At 65.9% G+C, this 19,754-nt stretch carries 21 protein-coding genes; 8 read left to right on the top strand and 13 right to left on the bottom strand.

The annotated features are described in order from the left end of the window. Positions 1-27 precede the first annotated feature (27 nt). The 6 genes from metW to ACSX1D_RS19945 all read right to left on the bottom strand — a co-directional run bounded on the left by metW (position 28) and on the right by ACSX1D_RS19945 (position 6,300). A complete protein-coding gene (gene metW / locus ACSX1D_RS19970) occupies positions 28-648 on the bottom strand; it encodes a methionine biosynthesis protein MetW (RefSeq protein ID WP_439860119.1) in 621 nt (206 codons plus the stop codon). Between the two features lie 7 nt (positions 649-655). Then, complete coding sequence (gene metX / locus ACSX1D_RS19965) at positions 656-1,795, bottom strand: homoserine O-succinyltransferase MetX (protein ID WP_439860118.1); 1,140 nt, start codon at positions 1,793-1,795, stop codon at positions 656-658. 95 nt (positions 1,796-1,890) lie between these two features. Continuing rightward, positions 1,891-3,873 (bottom strand): dynamin family protein, encoded by a 1,983-nt coding sequence (locus ACSX1D_RS19960; RefSeq protein ID WP_439860117.1) that lies wholly within the window; start codon positions 3,871-3,873, stop codon positions 1,891-1,893. Between the two features lie 301 nt (positions 3,874-4,174). Beyond that, positions 4,175-4,765, bottom strand: coding sequence for a YggT family protein (locus ACSX1D_RS19955; RefSeq protein ID WP_439860116.1), 591 nt, complete (start codon positions 4,763-4,765; stop codon positions 4,175-4,177). 10 nt (positions 4,766-4,775) lie between these two features. After that, on the bottom strand, positions 4,776-5,594 hold the full coding sequence (gene proC, locus ACSX1D_RS19950) for a pyrroline-5-carboxylate reductase (protein ID WP_439860115.1): 819 nt from the start codon (positions 5,592-5,594) through the stop codon (positions 4,776-4,778). 10 nt (positions 5,595-5,604) lie between these two features. After that, positions 5,605-6,300, bottom strand: a complete 696-nt coding sequence (locus tag ACSX1D_RS19945; RefSeq protein WP_439860114.1) for a YggS family pyridoxal phosphate-dependent enzyme — start codon at positions 6,298-6,300, stop codon at positions 5,605-5,607. 73 nt (positions 6,301-6,373) lie between these two features. Here ACSX1D_RS19945 and pilT point away from each other — a divergent pair, with 73 nt between their 5' ends. The 3 genes from pilT to ACSX1D_RS19930 all read left to right on the top strand — a co-directional run bounded on the left by pilT (position 6,374) and on the right by ACSX1D_RS19930 (position 9,170). Further along, positions 6,374-7,408, top strand: a complete 1,035-nt coding sequence (pilT, locus tag ACSX1D_RS19940) for a type IV pilus twitching motility protein PilT (RefSeq protein ID WP_208707319.1) — start codon at positions 6,374-6,376, stop codon at positions 7,406-7,408. 111 nt (positions 7,409-7,519) lie between these two features. Next, entirely contained in the window at positions 7,520-8,665 is a 1,146-nt protein-coding gene (locus tag ACSX1D_RS19935) for a PilT/PilU family type 4a pilus ATPase (protein ID WP_439860113.1), read from the top strand. A 103-nt stretch (positions 8,666-8,768) separates the two neighbouring features. Beyond that, positions 8,769-9,170: an NINE protein gene (locus tag ACSX1D_RS19930; RefSeq protein WP_439860112.1), complete on the top strand. Its 402-nt coding sequence runs from the start codon at positions 8,769-8,771 to the stop codon at positions 9,168-9,170. A 58-nt stretch (positions 9,171-9,228) separates the two neighbouring features. On the opposite strand, the gene ACSX1D_RS19925 is transcribed toward ACSX1D_RS19930, so the two are convergent. The 7 genes from ACSX1D_RS19925 to gshB form a co-directional block, all read right to left on the bottom strand. Further along, positions 9,229-10,500 carry a dihydroorotase gene (locus ACSX1D_RS19925; protein WP_439860111.1) on the bottom strand — a complete coding sequence of 424 codons (1,272 nt, stop codon included), beginning with the start codon at positions 10,498-10,500 and terminating at the stop codon, positions 9,229-9,231. Beyond that, positions 10,500-11,504 (bottom strand): aspartate carbamoyltransferase catalytic subunit, encoded by a 1,005-nt coding sequence (locus tag ACSX1D_RS19920; protein WP_439860110.1) that lies wholly within the window; start codon positions 11,502-11,504, stop codon positions 10,500-10,502. The genes ACSX1D_RS19925 and ACSX1D_RS19920 overlap by 1 nt, the downstream gene beginning before the upstream one ends. Before the next feature lie 11 nt (positions 11,505-11,515). After that, positions 11,516-12,022 carry a bifunctional pyr operon transcriptional regulator/uracil phosphoribosyltransferase PyrR gene (gene pyrR / locus ACSX1D_RS19915; RefSeq protein WP_208707314.1) on the bottom strand — a complete coding sequence of 169 codons (507 nt, stop codon included), beginning with the start codon at positions 12,020-12,022 and terminating at the stop codon, positions 11,516-11,518. 29 nt (positions 12,023-12,051) lie between these two features. Further along, positions 12,052-12,495 (bottom strand): Holliday junction resolvase RuvX, encoded by a 444-nt coding sequence (gene ruvX / locus ACSX1D_RS19910; RefSeq protein ID WP_439860109.1) that lies wholly within the window; start codon positions 12,493-12,495, stop codon positions 12,052-12,054. Next, complete coding sequence (locus ACSX1D_RS19905; RefSeq protein ID WP_439860108.1) at positions 12,495-13,064, bottom strand: YqgE/AlgH family protein; 570 nt, start codon at positions 13,062-13,064, stop codon at positions 12,495-12,497. Before ACSX1D_RS19905 ends, ruvX begins: the two co-directional genes overlap by 1 nt. 68 nt (positions 13,065-13,132) lie before the next feature. After that, positions 13,133-14,029 (bottom strand): energy transducer TonB, encoded by an 897-nt coding sequence (locus tag ACSX1D_RS19900; protein ID WP_439860107.1) that lies wholly within the window; start codon positions 14,027-14,029, stop codon positions 13,133-13,135. A 56-nt stretch (positions 14,030-14,085) separates the two neighbouring features. Beyond that, positions 14,086-15,048, bottom strand: coding sequence for a glutathione synthase (gene gshB / locus ACSX1D_RS19895; protein ID WP_439860106.1), 963 nt, complete (start codon positions 15,046-15,048; stop codon positions 14,086-14,088). 241 nt (positions 15,049-15,289) lie between these two features. Between gshB and pilG the strand changes: the two genes are divergently transcribed. The 5 genes from pilG to ACSX1D_RS19870 all read left to right on the top strand — a co-directional run bounded on the left by pilG (position 15,290) and on the right by ACSX1D_RS19870 (position 19,753). Further along, positions 15,290-15,697: a response regulator gene (gene pilG, locus ACSX1D_RS19890; RefSeq protein ID WP_208707309.1), complete on the top strand. Its 408-nt coding sequence runs from the start codon at positions 15,290-15,292 to the stop codon at positions 15,695-15,697. 49 nt (positions 15,698-15,746) lie between these two features. Beyond that, positions 15,747-16,112: a response regulator gene (gene pilH / locus ACSX1D_RS19885; protein WP_208707308.1), complete on the top strand. Its 366-nt coding sequence runs from the start codon at positions 15,747-15,749 to the stop codon at positions 16,110-16,112. 45 nt (positions 16,113-16,157) lie between these two features. Next, on the top strand, positions 16,158-16,694 hold the full coding sequence (locus ACSX1D_RS19880) for a chemotaxis protein CheW (protein WP_439860105.1): 537 nt from the start codon (positions 16,158-16,160) through the stop codon (positions 16,692-16,694). 84 nt (positions 16,695-16,778) lie between these two features. Then, positions 16,779-18,827 (top strand): methyl-accepting chemotaxis protein, encoded by a 2,049-nt coding sequence (locus ACSX1D_RS19875; protein ID WP_439860104.1) that lies wholly within the window; start codon positions 16,779-16,781, stop codon positions 18,825-18,827. A 68-nt stretch (positions 18,828-18,895) separates the two neighbouring features. Next, a complete protein-coding gene (locus ACSX1D_RS19870; RefSeq protein WP_439862369.1) occupies positions 18,896-19,753 on the top strand; it encodes a CheR family methyltransferase in 858 nt (285 codons plus the stop codon). The last annotated feature ends 1 nt before the right edge of the window (position 19,754 follow it).

Raw genomic sequence — 19,754 nt, 5'->3', positions numbered from 1 at the left:
AAGGTTGGGCCTGGAGGGACGGACGGCTCAGCTGGCGGTCTGCGTGTCCAGGGCGGTGGGCCCGCTGATTCGGTAGATGCCGATCTCACCTAACAGATTAGGCCAAATACGGCTGGCCCAGCCGTGGCGGTGGTCGCGGTCGACCGCCAGGCGCTCCTGGATGCTGGCGTGCTGCGCGTGGCACAGGCGCTCGAAGTCCTCGAAGGTGCAGAAGTGGATGTTCGGCGTGTTGTACCAGGTGTAGGGCAGGAAGTCGGAGACCGGCATGCGCCCCTTGCTCGCCAGGTACCAGCGGCAGCGCCAGTGGCCGAAGTTGGGGAAGGTGATGATGCAGGTGCGGCCGACCCGCAGCATCTCCGCCAGGACCCTGTCGGGGAAGTGCAGGGCCTGCAGCGACTGGGTCATCACGACCACGTCGAAGCTGTCGCTGGCGAAGTTGCCCAGGCCCTCATCGAGGTTCTGCTCGACCACGTTGACGCCGCGCTCGATGCAGCGGGCGATCTTCTCCGGGTCGATCTCCAGGCCATAGCCGCTGACCGCCTTGTGCTCAGCCAGCCAGGCCAGCAGTTCGCCGTCGCCACAGCCGAGGTCGAGCACGCGGCTGCCGGCGGGAATCCACTCCTGGATGATGTCGAGATCTGCACGCATGACGGGGTTACACCTGGATTCGGTTCATGTAGCTGGAAAAGGCCTGTAGGTAGCGCGGGATCGGCATGAGGAAGGCGTCATGGCCCTGGGGCGCGTCGATTTCCAGGTAGCAGACGTTCTTGCGCGCGGCCATCAGTGCGTCGACGATCTCCCGCGAGCGCGCCGGGGAAAAGCGCCAGTCGGTGGTGAAGGCCATCACGCAGAAGTCGGCGCTGGCCTTGGCCAGGGTCTTGGCCAGGTCGCCATCGTGCTCGGCGGCCGGGTCGAAGTAGTCCAGGGCCTTGGTCATCAGCAGGTAGGTGTTGGCGTCGAAGCGCCCGGAAAACTCCTCGCCCTGGTAGCGCAGGTAGCTCTCGACCTGGAATTCGACGCTGTGGAAGTCGTAGTTGAGCTTCTCGCTCTTCAGGCCGCGGCCGAATTTCTCGCCCATGGCGTCATCCGACAGGTAGGTGATGTGGCCGACCATGCGCGCCAGCATCAGGCCGCGCTTGGGGATCACGCCCTGTTCCTGGAAGTGCCCGCCGTGGAACTCCGGGTCGGTGAGGATGGCCTGGCGCGCCACTTCGTTGAAGGCGATGTTCTGCGCCGACAGCTTGGGCGCCGAGGCGATCGCCAGGCAGTGACGCACCCGCTCGGGGTAGCTGATGGTCCACTGCATGGCCTGCATGCCGCCGAGGCTGCCGCCAACCACGGCGGCCCACTGCCCGATGCCCAGGGCGTCGGCCAGGCGTGCCTGGCTGTGCACCCAGTCCTCCACCGTCATCACCGGGAAGTCCGCGCCATAGGGCTTGCCCGTGGTGGGGTTGAGGCTCGAGGGGCCGGTCGAGCCGTTGCAGCCGCCGAGGTTGTTCAGGCTGACGACGAAGAACTTGTTGGTATCGATGGGCTTGCCCGGGCCGATGCAACTGTCCCACCAGCCCGGCTTGCGGTCGTCCGGGCTGTGATAACCGGCGGCATGGTGATGGCCGGACAGGGCATGGCAGATCAGCACGGCGTTGCTGCGTGCCTCGTTCAGCCGGCCATAGGTCTCGAAGATCAGCTGATAGTCGGCCAGGCTGCGCCCGCACGCCAGCGCCAGGGGCGCGGCGAACTGCAACACCTCGGGCGTCACCAGGCCAACGGAATCTGGGGGAAAGGCAGTCGGCATCGACCCTGCTCGCGAAATGGGAAGAAAAAAACGAAGGGCAGCAGTCTAAAGAGCGCCGCCCCCTGCGGCAAGCACAGGGGGCGCAGCGCCGTTGGCTATTCGGCGGCGCCGAGCGCGCGCCGGGCACCCGGCAGGCTGACCACCTTGCCCTGGCGCTGGATCGGCGCCGGTCGGCGCAGGGTGCGCAGCATCTCGCCGGCCTGGGCCAGCTGCTGCTCCAGCTCGCCACGGTAGTGCGCCAGTTGCTGGCTGCGCTGGCGGCTCTGCTGGGTTTGCTGGGCTAGGGCCTTGAGGCGCAGCATGTGGGTTTCCAGCAGCTGCTTGTGCTCCAGGGTGTGCTGCATCAGCGGCAGCAGCGCGTCGCCGGCCCATTGCTCGGCTTCCTGGCGCAGGCGCTGGTGCAGGCCGATGACCTCCTGCACCAGGGTGGCGAAGAAGCGCCGGGTCAGGCTGCGCTGTTCGGTAAGCAGGGTCTTGAGGTGCAGGCGGAACTGGTCGGCCTTGGTCTGCTGCTGCTTGAGCTCGCGCAGGTAGCGCTGGACGTCGAACTGCGGCGCGTCGACGCCGTGCAGCGGGTTCTCCTCGTTGTGCCGGCGGTAGATGGCGGCGACCATCCGGTTGGCCATCTCGGCCTCGTGCGACAGGCTGTGCAGGTCGCTCTCCACCGAGCGGAAGAAGTGCAGGATGGCCTGGTTGATGCCCAGGGTGGTCCAGCTGCCTGTGAGGTTCTTGCGCACCTTGTTCAGGTGCTCGTCGAGGCGTTCCGGCCGCGCGGCGGCACGCAGCAGGTCGCCCTGGCGCTTGAGCAGGCGCTGGTTGGTCTTCAGGCCGAGCAGGCGGCGATGGTGCAGGCCGTGATCCTCCTTGGTCTTGGCGGTCAGCTCGAAGAGCATCTGGCCGTTGTCCTGCTGGTGGCCGCTGAGCAGGGCCTGCTGTTCGTTGACCTTCTCCAGGCGCAGGTTGAGCACATGCTGGCTGTTCTGCACCAGCGCCAGCACCTGGTTGACCACGCGCTCCTCGATCAGGCGTTCCTTCTGCCTGACGATGCGTTCGCAGAGCAGGGTTTCCAGGCCGCTCATCTGGCTGCGGGCGAGCAGCGCCGAATCCTTGCGCACCTTGGCCAGCAGCGCCTGCTTGGCCGAGAGCGGCAGCACGTCCTCGCCCTTGATGCCGAGCTGCTTGGCGGTGGTGGACTGGATGCGCGCGATGGCCTGCTGGACGAAGGCGTCGCCGGCCAGGTCGTCCCATAGCACATCGATCTTGTTGAGCACGGCGAACAGGCTGGTCTGGGTGTCGTCGTCGAGCTGGCGAATATGCTGCTGCCAGATGTCCATGTCGCTGGCGGTGACGCCGCTGTCGGCCGACAGCAGGAAGATGATCGCCTGGGCGTTGGGCAGCATCGACAGGGTCAGTTCCGGCTCGCTGCCCAGGGCGTTGAGGCCGGGCGTGTCGAGGATGCGCAGGCCCTGGCGCAGCAAGGGGTGGTCGAAGTTGACCAGGGCGTGGCGCCAGGCCGGCACCAGCACCTGGCCGGGCTTGCCGGTGCGCTCCAGCATGTCCGGGTGGAAGCCCAGCTGGATCGCCTGCTCCACCGGCATCGGCTTGGTTCGGGCGACCTGGATGAAGGCCTGGACCATGTTGTCCGGGTCGCTGGGGTCCAGCGGTATGTTCACCCAGTGCCGGGGGATGCGCTTGAACTGCGAGACATTGGCCTCGGACAGGCGCGTCTCGATCGGCAGCAGGCGGATATAGGAGCGCTCCGAGCGCGGGTCGAAGAACAGCTCGGTGGGACACATGGTGGTGCGCCCGGCCTGGGACGGCAGCATGCGCTGGCCGTACTCGGAGAAGAACAGGGCGTTGATCAGTTCGGTCTTGCCGCGGGAGAACTCGCCGACGAAGGCCAGGGTGATATGGTCGGTGCGCAGCAGGCGCAGGGCGCGCTCGAGCTTGGCCTCGACGGCGTCGGAGATCAGGCGATTGGTCACCAGCCAGCTGCGATAGCGGGTGATCTCGCGCATCAGTTCGCGCTTCCAGGCGACGTAGGCATCGACCTGTTGACTGAGACGTTCCATGCTCATCCGGGCGTTCCCCTCGGTAGTGCATCCTTGGATAGCGGCCACGGTGCAGGTCTCATCCGGGCCATTGGAGTATCCGTTGCGGTGTTCTGCGGCTGTCGCCACCCCCCGGCGCGCGGCATCACGCGCGGCGCACCTCGGCATGGCTGCCTGGCGGGGATTATGCGGGTCCCGCCGGATGCGTCAATTGGCCAGCGTCACCGTCCCGCCTTATGGTCGCCCCGGCCGGTCGAACGGTCGGGTCTGGCTCCGAGGAGTAGGCCTGGGCTCGCGCCGGACGCGCCGGCGCGGCGCGCGAGGCCGGTCAGATCGCCAGGCTGAGCCCGCGGAACATGCCGGTCATCATCGCCAGGTTGCGAATCACCAGCATGTCGATCAGGTTGAGCGCCAGGAAGGCGACGATGGGCGACAGGTCCAGGCCGCCCAGGTTCGGCATGAAGCGGCGGATCGGCGCCAGCAGCGGCTCGCACATCTGGTTGATCAGCTCCACCGCCGGGTTGTGACTGCCCTGGGCGACCCAGGAGAGGATCACGCTGATGATCAGGGCGAAGAAGAACACCTTGAGGAACAGCGCGGTGATGCCGATGATCGACCAGATCAGCAGTTGCACCGGGTTGCCGACGCCGTAGCCCATCAGCATCAGGGTCAGGGTCATCAGCAGCAACTGCACCAGGATCGCCAGCACCAGCGAGGCCAGGTCGAGGCCGCCGAAGCCGGGGATGACCTTGCGCAGCGGCTTGAGCAGCGGCTGGGTGGCGCGCACGATGAACTGGCTGAGCGGGTTGTAGAAGTCCGCGCGCACCAGTTGCAGGATGAAGCGCAGCAGCACCACCAGCAGGTACAGGCTGCCGAGGGTCTGCAGGATATAGACCGCAGCGGTATCGAGTCCGATCATCATGAGCTCCTTATTGACCAAGCTGTTCGGCCAGTTCCGCCGAGCGGCGGGCGGCGGCATTCAGGGCCTGTTCGACCAGGGTTTCGAAGCCGCCGGCCTGAAAGGTCTTGATGGCCGCCTCGGTGGTGCCGGCCGGGGAGGTCACGCGGCGGCGCAGCTCCGCGGCGTCGACGTCGCTGCTTACCGCCATGCGCGCGGCGCCGAGGGCGGTGTGTTCGGCCAGCTGGGCGGCGGTCTCGCGGGGCAGCCCGAGCTTCTCGCCGGCGGCGGTCATCGCCTCGATCAGCAGGAAGAAATACGCCGGGCCGCTGCCGGATACCGCGGTGACCGCGTCGATCAGCCGCTCTTCGTCCAGCCACATAACCAGGCCGACCGCGCTGAGCAGGCGTTCGGCTTGCTGGCGCTGCTCGTCAGAGACCCGGGCATTGGCATACAGGCCGCTGACGCCCTGGCGCAGCAGCGCCGGGGTATTGGGCATGCAGCGCACGACGGCGCGTGCGCCCAGCCAGCTTTCCAGGCTGGCGCAGGTGATGCCGGCGGCGACGGAGACGATCAGCTGGCCGGCTTCCAGGTGTTGGGCCAGTTCCTGGCAGACGCCCTTCATGACCTGCGGCTTGACCGCCAGGACGATGACGTCGGCGCCGGCAACCGCATCGGCGTTGGCGGCGAAGGTCTCGATGCCGTGTTCGGCAGTGATCCTGGCGCGCTGCTCGGCGCCGTGGTCGCTGGCGCGAATGGCGCTGGCCGCGACGCCTTGGGCGCGCATGCCGCCGATCAGGCTGGCGGCCATGTTGCCGGCGCCGATAAAGGCGATCTTGGGGTCGTTCATGTGGGCTTCCTTATTCAATGCGAGGGGCGCCGTAGTCGCGGGCGCCGAACAGGGCGGTGCCGATGCGTACCCAGGTCGCGCCTTCGCTGATGGCGGCCTCCAGGTCGTGGCTCATGCCCATGGACAGGGTGTCGAGGTCGAGTTCCAGGCTCGCCAGCAGCTCGCGCACGCGGGCGAATGCCGCGCGCTGGGCGACCGGGTCCTCGGTGGGTTCGGGGATGCACATCAGGCCGCGCAGCTTCAGGTTGGGCAGCCGGGCGACTGCCTGGGCCAGCGCCGGCAGCTCTTGCGGGGTGCAGCCGGACTTGCTGGCCTCGCCGCTGATGTTGACCTGCAGGCAGACATTCAGGGGGGGTAGCTGTGGCGGGCGCTGGGTGGACAGGCGCTCGGCGATCTTCAGGCGATCGACCGAGTGGACCCAGGCGAAGTGCTCGGCGATGGCGCGGGTCTTGTTCGACTGGATGGGGCCGATGAAGTGCCAGGTCAGCGCCAGGTCGCCCAGCTCGGCCTGCTTCTCCAGGGCTTCCTGCAGGTAGTTCTCGCCGAAGTCGCGCAGTCCGGCGGCATGGGCCTGGCGAACCGCCGCGGCGGGTTTGGTCTTGCTCACGGCAAGCAGGCCGATCGAGGCAAAATCGCGCTGCGAGGCTTGCGCCGCCTCACGGATGCGCGCTCCGACCTTTGCAATATTCTCTGCTATCGTGGACATTACTCGCGCTCTATAGCCCCGCTCGTTCAGCGTTCGCGGCATTCTACCTGCTTGCTTGTCATTAGGGAGTCCCATGGATATCACTGAGCTGCTTGCCTTCAGCGCCAAGCAAGGCGCGTCGGACCTGCATCTCTCGGCTGGTCTGCCGCCGATGATTCGGGTCGACGGCGATGTCCGCCGGATCAACCTGCCGGCCCTGGATCACAAGCAGGTGCACGCGCTGATGTACGACATCATGAACGACAAACAGCGCAAGGACTTCGAAGAATTCCTCGAGACCGACTTCTCCTTCGAGGTGCCAGGGGTCGCGCGCTTCCGGGTCAACGCCTTCAACCAGAACCGTGGCGCCGGCGCGGTGTTCCGTACCATTCCGTCCAAGGTGCTGACCATGGAAGACCTCGGCATGGGCGATGTGTTCCGCAAGATCACCGACGTGCCGCGCGGCCTGGTGCTGGTCACGGGGCCCACCGGCTCGGGCAAGTCGACCACCCTGGCGGCGATGCTCGACTACCTCAACAGCACCAAGTACCACCATATCCTGACCATCGAGGACCCGATCGAATTCGTTCATGAGTCGAAGAAGTGCCTGGTCAACCAGCGCGAGGTGCACCGCGATACCCTGGGCTTCTCCGAGGCCCTGCGCTCGGCGCTGCGGGAAGACCCGGACATCATCCTGGTCGGTGAGATGCGTGACCTGGAGACCATCCGTCTGGCGCTGACCGCCGCGGAAACCGGTCACCTGGTATTCGGCACCCTGCACACCACCTCGGCGGCCAAGACCATCGACCGGGTGGTCGACGTGTTCCCCGCCGAAGAGAAGTCCATGGTCCGCTCAATGCTCTCGGAGTCGCTGCAGGCGGTGATCTCCCAGACCCTGCTGAAGAAGATCGGCGGCGGCCGGGTGGCGGCCCACGAAATCATGATCGGCACCCCGGCGATCCGTAACCTGATCCGCGAGGACAAGGTGGCGCAGATGTACTCGGCGATCCAGACCGGTGGCTCGCTCGGCATGCAGACCCTGGACGCCTGTCTAAAAGGGTTGGTGGCCAAGGGCCTGGTCAGTCGCGAGAGTGCCCGGGAAAAGTCGAAGAACCCGGAAAACTTCTGATTCATCATTCCCCTCCGCCACCAGGCGCGCGGGGTTCGGGCCAGTGGCGAGTCACGCGCCTCGGCAGCTGGCCCTCGTGTAGGCGCGTGACACAGATGGGCGAGACAATGCATGGAATTTGAAAAACTGCTGCGCCTGATGGTGGAGAAGGGCGGCTCGGACCTGTTCATCACCGCCGGGGTGCCACCGTCCATGAAGGTCAACGGCAAGATCATGCCGGTCACCAAGATGGCCCTGTCGCCGGAGCAGACCCGGGAAACCGTGTTTGCGGTGATGAACGAGCAGCAGCGCCGGGAGTTCGCCGAGAATCACGAGTGCAACTTCGCCATCAGCGCCCGCGGCGTCGGGCGCTTCCGCGTCAGCGCCTTCTACCAGCGCAACCTGGCGGGCATGGTGCTGCGCCGGATCGAGACCAACATTCCGACCCTGGATGACCTCAAGCTGCCGGAAATCCTCAAGAAGCTGGCGCTGACCAAGCGCGGCCTGGTGCTGTTCGTCGGCGCCACCGGTACCGGCAAGTCCACCTCGCTGGCGGCGATGATCGGCTACCGCAACAAGAACAGCAGCGGCCACATCATCTCCATCGAGGACCCGATCGAATACATCCACCAGCACCAGAACTGCATCGTCACCCAGCGCGAGGTGGGCATCGATACCGAGTCCTATGAGGTGGCGCTGAAGAACACCCTGCGCCAGGCGCCCGACGTGATTCTCATCGGCGAGGTGCGCACCCGCGAGACCATGGACCACGCCGTGGCCTTCGCCGAAACCGGCCACCTGTGCCTGGCCACGCTGCACGCCAACAACGCCAACCAGGCCCTGGACCGGATCATCAACTTCTTCCCCGCCGACCGGCAGAACCAGGTGTGGATGGACCTGTCGCTCAACCTCAAGGCCATCGTCGCCCAGCAGCTGATTCCGACCCCGGACGGCAAGGGGCGGCGCGCGGTGATCGAGGTGCTGATCAACACCCCGCTGGCTGCCGACCTGATCCGCAAGGGCGAGGTGCACGAACTCAAGAGCCTGATGAAACGCTCGACCGAGCTGGGCATGCAGACCTTCGACCAGGCGCTGTACAGCCTCTACAGCCAGGGCGAGATCACCTACGAGGATGCGCTGCTGTACGCCGACTCCGCCAACGACCTGCGCCTGATGATCAAGCTCGGCTCGGAGACCGATGGCGATCACCTGTCCCAGATGAGCGAAGGGCTGTCCCTGGAGACCGCGCCGGAAGATCCGGGGCGGCGTTTCCGCTGAGGCCCGGTGGTTTCAACCAGCCCGCGATCGCGGGCTTTTTTATCGGCAGGTTGCGCTCGGCCTGCCGGGTCATTCGCCGCAAATTGCAGTCAAGGAGTACGGCATGGACGTGAAGCACGACACCCATAGCAAGGTCATCGGCTATCTGTTGTGGATTTTCGGTTTCCTCGGTTCCCATCGCTTCTATTACGGCAAGCCGGTGACCGGCACCCTCTGGTTCTTCACCCTGGGCCTGCTGTTTATCGGCTGGATCATCGACCTGTTCCTGATCCCGACGATGGACCGTGAGGCGGACCTGCGCTTCAGCGCCGGTAAGACCGACTACAACGTGGCCTGGATCCTGCTGACCTTTCTCGGCGTGTTCGGTGTGCACCGCATGTATCAGGGCAAGTGGATCACGGGAATCCTCTACCTGCTCACCGGCGGCCTGTTCCTGGTCGGCGTGCTGTACGACTTCTGGACCCTGAACAGCCAGATTTCGCTGAAGAACGCCGAGCGCGGTTGATTTTCTCGGAAAAGAACAAGCCCGCCATCAGGCGGGCTTGTCTATGGTCTTCGAGAGCTTATGCCTGGTAGCTGAGATGGCCGTCGACCAGGGTGTAACGCACTGCGCCCGGCAGGCAGTGGCCGATGAAGGGGCAGTTTGCGCCCTTGGAATACCAGGTTTCGCCAGCGAGGGTCGAGGCCTGCGGATCGAATAGCAGCAGGTCGGCTGGGGCACCCACGCTCAGGCGGCCGGCCGGCAGGCGCAGGGCGTCGGCGGGGCCGGCGCTCAGGCGCGCCAGCAGCGTCGGCAAGTCCAGCAGGCCATCCTGCACCAGGGTAAGGGCCAACGGCAGCAACAGCTGCGCGCTGCTGATGCCCGGTTCGGTGGCGCCGAAGGGCGCCAGCTTGGCGTCCCGTTCATGGGGCTGGTGATGGCTGGCGATTGCCTGGATCACCCCGGCCTTCACCGCCTCGCGCAGGCCTTCGCGGTCGCCGCCAGTGCGCAGCGGCGGCTGCACGTGGTAGAGGCTGGAGAAGCCGGTCAGCGCCTCGTCGGTGAGGATCAGCTGGTACAGGGCGACGTCTGCCGTCACCGGCAGGCCGCGGGCCTGGGCGTTGGCGATCAGCTCGGCACCGCGGGCGCTGGTCAGCTGGCTGAAGTGGGCGCGCACGCCGGTCTGCTCGACCAGCAGCAGGTCGCGGGCCAGGGCGACGGTCTCGGCCGTCTCGGGGATGCCGGGCAGGCCGAGGAAGCTGGCGGTCGGGCCCTCGTGGGCCAGGCCGCCTTCGGCCAGGTCGTGGTCCTGGGAGTGGAAGATCACCGTCAGGTCGAAGGTGGCCGCGTATTCCAGGGCGCGGCGCAGCGTGCGGCTGCTGCGGAAGTTGTCCAGGCCGTTGCCGAACGCCACGCAACCGGCGTCGCGCAGGGCCACCAGTTCGGCCAGCTGTTCGCCAGCGAGGTTCTTGCTCAGGGCACCGATGGGGAACACCTTGGTGTGGCCGGCCTCGCGGGCGCGGTCGAGCACTAGCTCGGCCACCGCCGGGGTGTCGAGGATCGGTTTGGTCAGCGGCGGGCAGCACAGGCTGGTGACGCCGCCGGCGGCGGCCGCGAGAGTCTCGCTGGCGATGCTGCCCTTGCGGCTGTAGCCCGGCTCGCGCAGGGCGACGGACAGGTCGACCAGGCCCGGCGCGGCGACCAGTCCCTGGGCATCGATGCTCTGTTCGGCGTCGAAGGCGTCCGGCGCCTGGCCGATGGCGGCCAGCTTGCCATCGGCGATGTACAGGTCGGCCGGCCGGTCGAAGCCGCTGCTCGGGTCGATGACGCGGGCGCCGAGGATACGGGTGCGCATCAGTTCTGCTCCTCGGTATTGAGTTGACGTTGGGCGGTCTGGCCGCTCATGGCCATCGACAGCACGGCCATGCGCACGGCGATACCGTAGGTGACCTGGTTGAGAATCACCGACTGCGGACCGTCGGCCACCGCCGACTCGATTTCCACGCCGCGGTTGATCGGCCCCGGGTGCATCACCAGGGCATCCGGCTTGGCCAGCTTGAGGCGCTGCTCGGTGAGGCCGAACAGGCGGTAGAACTCGCCCTCGCTGGGCAGCAGGCCGCCCTGCATGCGCTCGCGTTGCAGGCGCAGCATGATCACCACGTCGACATCCGCGAGGCCCTTGGCCATGTCGCTGAAGACGCTGACCCCGTATTGCTCGATGCCGACCGGCAGCAGGGTCTTCGGCGCGATCACGCGGATGTCCCGGCAGCCCAGGGTCTTCAGCGCCAGCATATTGGAGCGGGCGACCCGGGAGTGGAGGATGTCGCCGACGATCACCACCGAGAGATTCTCGAAGCCGCCCTTGTGCCGGCGGATGGTCAGCATGTCGAGCATGCCCTGGGTCGGGTGGGCGTGGCGGCCGTCGCCGCCGTTGATGATCGCCACGTCCGGGCAGACGTGCTCGGCGATGAAGTGGGCGGCGCCGGAGTCGGCATGCCTGACCACGAACATGTCGGCGGCCATGGCCTCGAGGTTGCGCAGGGTGTCGAACAGGGTCTCGCCCTTGCTGGTCGAGGACGTCGACACGTTGAGGGTGATGACGTCGGCGGACAGGCGCTGGGCGGCCAACTCGAAGGTGGTGCGCGTGCGCGTGGAGTTCTCGAAGAACACGTTGCACACGGTCTTGCCGCGCAGCAGCGGAACCTTCTTCACCGCGCGGGCGCCGACTTCGAGGAAGGAGTCGGCGGTGTCGAGCAGCTCGGTCAGCAGCTCGCGGGGCAGGCCGTCGAGCGAGAGGAAATGGCGCAGCTGGCCTTGGTCGTTCAGCTGCAGCGGGCGCTGGGCGTCAATCGGCGTCATCGCGGGGGGTCTCAGTTGGCGAGCGTCTGGAGTTCGAGGGTGAGCGGCGTGGGGCCGGACAATTTTACCCGCTGATCGGCGGCCAGCGACAGGGTGGCGCCGACCACGTCGGGGCGGATCGGCAGGTCGCGGGCGTTGAGGTCGAGCAGGCAGACCAGGGTCACGCTGGCCGGGCGTCCGTAGTCGAACAGCTCGTTGAGGGCGGCGCGGATGGTCCGTCCGCTCATCAGCACGTCGTCGATCAGCACCAGATGCTGGCCCTCGATCTCGAACGGCAGTTCGGAGGGTTGCACCTGGGGGTGCAGGCCGCTCTGGGTGAAGTCGTCGCGGTAGAAGGAGACGTCGAGCACGCCCAGCGGCGCCGGCTTGCCGAGGGCCTCGAGCAGGGCCTGGGCGACCCAGACGCCACCGGTGCGGATGCCGATGAAGCGCGGCTCGCTGATCTGCCGCTGGTTGAGGTGGCCGATCAGTGCGCCGGCCATTTGCGGCAGCAGTTCGGCGGGGGACGGTAGGGGCATGGAAAACTCCTTGTGGGCCAGGCCCGAGCTCAGCTCGGGAGGTGTTCGGCCAGCCAGCCTTCGAGCAGCAGCGCGGCGGCCAGGGCGTCGACCGGGCGCTCGCGGTAGCCACCGCTCTGCCCCTGCTGCAGGCGCTCGCCCTTGGCGGCATAGGTGGTCAGGCGCTCGTCATGGGTGTGCACGGGCAGGTTGAAGCGGCCATTGAGGCGGCGGGCGAACTTTTCCGCGCGGGCGCTCATCTCGCTCGGCGTGCCGTCCATGTTCAGCGGCAGGCCGACCACGATGGCGTCCGGTTGCCACTCGCGCAGCAGGGCTTCGACCTTCTGCCAGTCCGGTACGCCGTTCTGCGCCTTGAGCACGCACAGCTCGCGGGCCTGGCCGGTGATGGCCTGGCCGACGGCGACACCGATCTGCTTGCTGCCGTAGTCGAAACCGAGCAGCAGGCGCAGCGGCTTTGCGCTGGCATCGACCATCAGGCGTGACCGGCTTGCGAGGTGAGCAGGCTGAGGTCCACGCCCAGGCGCGCGGCCGCGGCATTCAGGCGCTGGTCGAAGGGCAGGTCGAAGAGGATGGCACTGTCGGCCGGGCAGGTCAGCCAGGCGTTATCGGCCAGCTCGGCCTCCAGCTGCCCGGCTTCCCAGCCGGCATAGCCCAGGGCGATGAGGTACTTGGCCGGCCCGCTGCCGTCGGCGATGGCGAACAGCACGTCCTGGGAGGTGGACAGGCCCAGCTCGCCAAGCTCCAGGGTGGCCTGGAACTGCAGGCCGGCCGGGTGCAGGACGAAGCCGCGGTCGGTCTGCACCGGGCCGCCGGAGAAGATCGGCAGGGCCTGGCAGAGGCTCGGCGGCTCGTCGTCCGGGCGCAGCTGCTCGAGGACATCGGCCAGATTGAGGCCGTTCGGGCGGTTGATCACCAGGCCCATGGCGCCTTGCTCGTTGTGCTCGATCAGGTAGATCAGGGTGTGCGAGAAAAGCGGATCGGCCATGTGCGGCATGGCGATCAGGAAGTGATGCTTGAGGAAGCTCGGGTTGGCGTCTTTCATGCGCGTTAGCTTAAAGCCTGCGGGCGGAGCCTGGAAGCTAAAACGCCAAGCGGCGGTGTCGTCCCGGCTCAGTTGCTCGACAGTCGGTCGCCGCGCTCGAAGCGCCAGGTGCGGATGATTTCCAGGCGGTCGACATCGGCCAGGTCGCCGGTGAAGGGAGCGAACGGCGCGGCCAGGCGGACGATGCGCAGGGCGGCCTGATCCAGCACGCGCTGGCCGGAGGATTCCAGCACCTGGACTTCGTAGAGGGTGCCGTCGCGGTTGATCGACACCAGCAGGCGCAGGCTGCCGTAGATCTGCTGGCGGCGCGCATCGTCCGGGTAATTGAGGTTGCCGATGCGTTCGACCTTCTTGCGCCATTCGTCCTTGTACCAGGCGCCCTTGTCGCGCATGGTCGAGGCGGCGTTGAGGCGGTGGATCTTCGGGCGTTTGGCGTACTGCTGGATCTCCTGGGCCAGCTCGGCTTCCAGGCTGGCGATCTCCGCCGACAGCTGGGCGCTGTCGAACACCGGCGCCAGGCGGGCCTGCGGCGCTGGCTTGCTCTCTTCGCGCTTGACCGGAGTCTTCTGTGATTGTGGTGCGCGGGTGGCGACCGCGGCCTTCGGCGCCTCCTGGCGGGCCGCCGGCGGCTGCGGTGCGGCTGGCGGGGTCACTCGCTTGACCTGGGTGTCCTGGAACAGTGCCTGCTCGGTGGTCTTGGGCGCGGCCTGGTGCTCCAGGGTGCCGCTGCCTTGCTGGTTGTCCTGGGCGAGGAAGTCCGCGTCCTTGGGCTTTTCCTCGCTCTTGAAGGTGGACAGGGTGATTTCCAGGGTCTTGCTGATCTGGCTGGGCTCGGCCAGGGAGAAGCCCAGGCCGAGGATCAGGGCGACATGCAGCGCCGTGGCGAGGAACAGGGTGAACCCCAGGCGATCCGCCGGGCGGACGCCGGCGGACGGGGTTGCGGTGGGCTTGGCGGCTGCGGTCATCGCGATTCGGGTCGATTCAGGTTGCCGCGCAGTCTGCCGAGGGCTCGTACAAAAGTCTATGAAGCACTGCGCGCATTGAGCCTGTCGGCGATCTTGTCCATCAGGCGCTCGCCGATGCGGGTGTCGTAGGCGGCATCGATCTCGCGGATGCAGGTCGGGCTGGTCACGTTGATCTCGGTCAGGTAGTCGCCGATCACGTCCAGGCCGACAAACAGCAGCCCCTTCTCGCGCAGAGTGGGGCCGACGCCGGCAGCGATCTCGTGGTCGCGCTCGCTCAGTGGACGGGCCTCGCCCCGGCCGCCGGCGGCCAGGTTGCCGCGGGTCTCGCCCTGGGCCGGGATGCGTGCCAGGCAGTAAGGCACGGCTTCGCCGTCGATCATCAGGATGCGCTTGTCACCTTCGCTGATCGCCGGCAGGTAGCGTTGCGCCATGATCTGCTGGGTGCCATGGGCGGTGAGGGTCTCGAGGATCACCGAGAGGTTGGGGTCGCCGTCGCGGTGGCGAAAAATCGAGGTTCCGCCCATGCCATCGAGGGGTTTGAGAATGATGTCACGCTGCTCTTGGGCAAACTCGCGCAGAATGTCGGGTCTGCGGCTGACCAGCGTCGGCGGGGTGTATTGGGGAAACTGGGTGGCGAACAGCTTTTCGTTGCAGTCGCGCAGGCTCTGCGGGCGGTTGACCACCAGCACCCCATCGCGCTCGGCCTGCTCCAGCAGGTAGGTGGAATAGACGAACTCGTTATCGAAGGGCGGGTCCTTGCGCATCAGGATCACGTCCAGTTCATTCAGCGGCAGATCCTGCTCCTCGCCCAGCTCGAACCAGCGCTGGGGGTCGTTGAATACCTTGAGCGGGGACAGGCGGGCGCGAGCCTGGCCCCTGATCTGATAGAGGTCGCGCTGCTCCATATAGTAGAGCGACCAGCCGCGCGTTTGCGCGGCCAGCAACATGGCCAGCGAACTGTCCTTCTTGAAGGCGATTTGCGTGATGGGGTCCATGACTATGCCGAGGCGAACGCTCATGGGGGAACTCTCCGTGAAAGGCGGTAGCTGAGAAGGCGCAGAGACTAGCGTGTGGCGCCAGGGTGGCGCCGACTGGGCGGGCGGTCAAGGGGAAAGCCCGGCCTGGCGCGGCTTATGGCTTGCATGGGGAGAGTGTGCTAAAAAGGCCCGACGATCGGGTTGCGGCCCGTCGGCGGCAGGGCCTCAGGCGCACTGGTTCAACGCGATAATAACGACTCACCGAGGCGATGGTAGGGCAAACATGGAACAGCATTCCGAAGGCTTGAGGGTGATGGTGATCGACGACTCGAAGACGATTCGTCGTACCGCGGAAACCCTGCTGAAGAAGGTGGGTTGCGAGGTAATCACCGCGGTAGACGGTTTCGATGCCCTGGCAAAGATCGCCGACAGCCACCCGAGTATCATTTTCGTCGACATCATGATGCCGCGGCTCGATGGCTACCAGACCTGCGCCCTGATCAAGAACAACAGTGCGTTCAAGTCCACGCCGGTGATCATGCTGTCCTCCAAGGACGGCTTGTTCGACAAGGCTAAGGGGCGCATCGTTGGCTCCGATCAGTACCTGACCAAGCCCTTCAGCAAGGAAGAGCTGCTCGGGGCGATCAAGGCTCACGTACCCGACTTCGTTCCAGTGGATCAAGCATCCTGACCACCAAGTGGCACAGTCCTAGACGCCTATTCATGTATTGGGAAACACCATGGCTCGAATTCTGATTGTTGATGACTCGCCGACCGAGATGTACAAGCTGACCGCCATGCTGGAGAAGCACGGGCATCAGGTACTCAAGGCGGAAAATGGCGCCGATGGCGTCGCCTTGGCGCGCCAGGAGAAGCCCGACGCGGTGTTGATGGATATCGTCATGCCGGGGCTCAACGGCTTCCAGGCGACCCGCCAGCTGACCAAGGACGCCGACACCAGCCACATCCCGGTGATCATCGTCACCACCAAGGACCAGGAAACCGACAAGGTCTGGGGCAAGCGCCAGGGCGCCAAGGACTACCTGACCAAGCCGGTCGACGAAGAAACGCTGCTGAAAACCATTAATTCGGTATTGGCCGGTTGATCCCGGCTCAGTCCGCTATTAGATAAGAAGAAGGCCAAGGCTGGCATGTCGGACGCGCAGACACCCTTTCAACTGCTCCTCGAAATCGACCAGCGCTGTCGGCAACTGGCGGCTGGCCTGCCGTTGCAGCAGGCCGCGGTGCAGACCTGGAGCGGCATCGGCTTTCGCATGGGCGAGCGCATGTTCGTCGCGCCCATGGGTGAGGTCGGCGAAGTGCTGCACGAGCCACGCTACACCCTGCTGCCTGGCGTCAAGAGCTGGGTGAAGGGGGTCGCCAACGTGCGTGGCCGGCTGCTGCCGGTGATGGACCTGTGCGGGTTCTTCGGCAACGAGTTGTCGCCACTGCGCAAGCAGAGGCGTGTGCTGGTGGTCGATCACCAGGAGGTATTCGCCGGTCTGACGGTCGATGAAGTGTTCGGCATGCAGCATTTTCCAGTGGACGCCTTCTCCGAGCAGCTGCCGCCGCTCGAAGCGTCCATCCAACCCTTTATTCATGGCGTGTTTCAACGCGAGCAACCCTGGTTGGTCTTCAGCCCTCATGCGCTGGCCCAGCATCAGGGGTTTCTCGACGTGGCGTATTAACAGCTTTTCGGTGGGGCCGGCGTGGTCGGCCTTTTGGCGTTACATGGGAACCGTAGTGCGGTCGGTCCAGGCGGGGGCCAGATAATGAAAAAACTCAATGCAGGCAATCTATTCGCGGGTACGCGCAGCAGCACGCTGATCGCCGGACTGTTCATCGTCCTGATCGTCTCCATCGTGTTGCTGTTCGCCAACTTCGCCTACATCAACACCCATTCCAACTACGATACCGAGTACATCAGCCACTCCGGTGAGCTGCGCGTGCTGTCCCAGCGGATCGCCAAGAACGCCTCCGAAGCCGCGGCAGGTACCGCCGAGGCGTTCGGCCTGTTGCGCGAGGCGCGCAACGACTTCCAGACCCGCTGGGGCTATCTGACCGACGGCAACAGTGCCAGCGGCGTACCCGCGGCGCCTGACGCCGTGCAGGCGCAGATGGCCGCTGTGCAGCAGGACTGGGACAGCCTGCGGCAGAACACCGACGCTATTCTGGCCAGCGAGCAGACGGTACTTTCTCTGCACCAGGTTGCCGTAACCCTGGCGGAGACCATCCCGCAGCTGCAGGTCGAGTATGAGGAAGTGGTCGACATCCTCCTGGAAAGCGGTGCCCCGGCAGCCCAGGTCTCCGTGGCCCAGCGCCAGTCGCTGCTGGCCGAGCGTATTCTCGGCTCGGTGAACAAGGTCCTGGCCGGTGACGCAGACTCGGTGCAGGCCGCCGACATGTTCGGTCGCGATGCCAGCCTGTTCGGCCGTGTCTTGAGCGCGATGCTCGAAGGCAACGCGGCGATGGAGATCGCCAAGGTGACCGATGCCGAGGCTCTCGAGCGTCTGGCGGAGATTTCCGAGCTGTTCGAGTTCGTCTCCGGTTCGGTGGACGAGATCCTCGAGACCTCGCCGGAACTGTTCCAGGTACGGGAGTCGGCCAACACCATCTTCAGCGTGTCGCAGACCCTGCTGGACAAGGCCTCCGAGCTCGCCGCCGGCTTCGAAGACCTGGCGGGCGGGCGGGCCCTGAACACCCTCGCCGGCTATGTGCTGGGCGCCCTGGCCCTGGCTGCGATCATCCTGATCGGCCTGGTGATGGTGCGCGAGACCAACCGCCAGCTGCGCGAAACCGCGGAAAAGAACGACCGCAACCAGGCGGCGATTCTGCGCCTGCTCGACGAAATCGCCGACCTCGCCGATGGTGACCTGACTGTGGCCGCGACGGTAACCGAGGACTTCACCGGTGCCATCGCCGACTCCATCAACTACTCCATCGACCAGCTGCGTGACCTGGTAGCCACGATCAACCTGACCGCCGTTCAGGTTGCGGGCGCCGCCCAGGAAACCCAGGCCACGGCGATGCACCTGGCCGAAGCGTCCGAGCACCAGGCCCAGGAAATCGCCGGGGCATCGGCGGCGATCAACGAAATGGCCGTGTCGATTGACCAGGTATCGGCGAACGCCAGCGAATCTTCCGCGGTAGCGGAACGTTCCGTAGCCATCGCCAACAAGGGTAACGAAGTCGTACACAACACCATCACCGGCATGGATAACATCCGTGAGCAGATCCAGGACACCTCGAAGCGGATCAAGCGCCTCGGTGAGTCGTCCCAGGAGATCGGTGACATCGTTAGCCTGATTAACGACATTGCCGACCAGACCAACATCCTCGCCCTGAACGCCGCGATCCAGGCCTCCATGGCCGGTGACGCGGGCCGAGGCTTCGCCGTGGTAGCGGACGAGGTACAGCGCCTCGCAGAACGATCTTCTGCGGCAACCAAGCAGATCGAGGCACTGGTCAAGACCATTCAGACCGACACCAACGAGGCCGTTATCTCGATGGAGCAGACGACTTCCGAGGTGGTGCGCGGTGCGCGTCTGGCGCAGGACGCCGGGGTGGCGCTGGAAGAGATCGAGAAGGTATCCAAGACCCTAGCGGCGCTGATCCAGAACATCTCCAACGCGGCGCGCCAGCAGGCCTCCTCGGCCGGTCATATCTCCAACACCATGAACGTGATCCAGGAGATCACCTCGCAAACCTCCTCCGGCACCACCGCCACGGCCAAGAGCATTGGTACCCTGGCCAAGATGGCCAGCGAGATGCGCAAGTCGGTTTCCGGCTTTACCTTGCCGGAAGCCGGGGAGCAGGCATAAGCGAATGCGCGGCGGCGACCCGAGACGGTCGCCAGAGCCGGCCGATGGCCATCAGCGAGGGGCACGACATGCAGTCAGGCGTCTGGGCCTTGCAACCCGTGGTGGACATGTCCGCCGCGGAGTTTCGCGACTGGCAGAGCCTGCTCGAAGAGCGCACCGGGGTGGTGATCACCGAGCAGCGCCGGGCATTTCTGCAGACCAACCTGAGTGCGCGGATGCGCGAGCTGGGGGTCGGCGATTACGCCGCCTATTACCGCCAGGTCACCGATGGTCCGCGCGGTGCGGTGGAGTGGTCGACCCTGCTGGACCGTCTGACCGTGCAGGAGACCCGCTTCTTTCGCCATCCCGCGTCTTTCGAGGTGCTCGAACGCCACCTGGCTGAACAGCTTGACCGGGGGCTGCAGCGCCCCCTGGCCTTATGGAGTGTGGGTTGCTCCAGCGGTGAGGAGCCATACTCGCTGGCCATCAGCGCCGCTCAGGTACTGCGTGACAGCGAATGGCCGGAGCACTTCGGCGTGACCGGTACGGACATCAGTCTCAATGCCCTGAGCAAGGCCCGCGAGGGCCTGTATGGGGCACGCAAGCTCGAACAGATGGAGGAAGACCTGCGTCAGCGTTATTTCGCGACTCAGGCCGATGGACGCTTCAAGGTACTGCCGAGTCTGGCCGCGCGCGTCTGCTGCGCCAGGCTCAACGTGCTGGAACTGGCCAAGGCGCCAATGTCCGGTATGGACGTAATTTTCTGTCAGAACTTGCTGATCTATTTTCGCCGCTGGCGTCGCCGCGAGATCCTCAATCGCCTGGCTGAGCGCCTGGCACCGGGAGGGCTGCTGGTGGTCGGTGTAGGTGAAGTGGTCGGTTGGCAGCATCCGGAGTTGATCCCGGTGGCCGACGAGCGAGTGCTGGCGTTTACCCGCAAGGGATAGG

Source organism: Pseudomonas sp. MBLB4136 (assembly GCF_051904765.1).
In the GTDB taxonomy this organism is placed as follows: domain Bacteria; phylum Pseudomonadota; class Gammaproteobacteria; order Pseudomonadales; family Pseudomonadaceae; genus Aquipseudomonas.
This window is presented reverse-complemented; position numbering and strand designations above follow the sequence as displayed.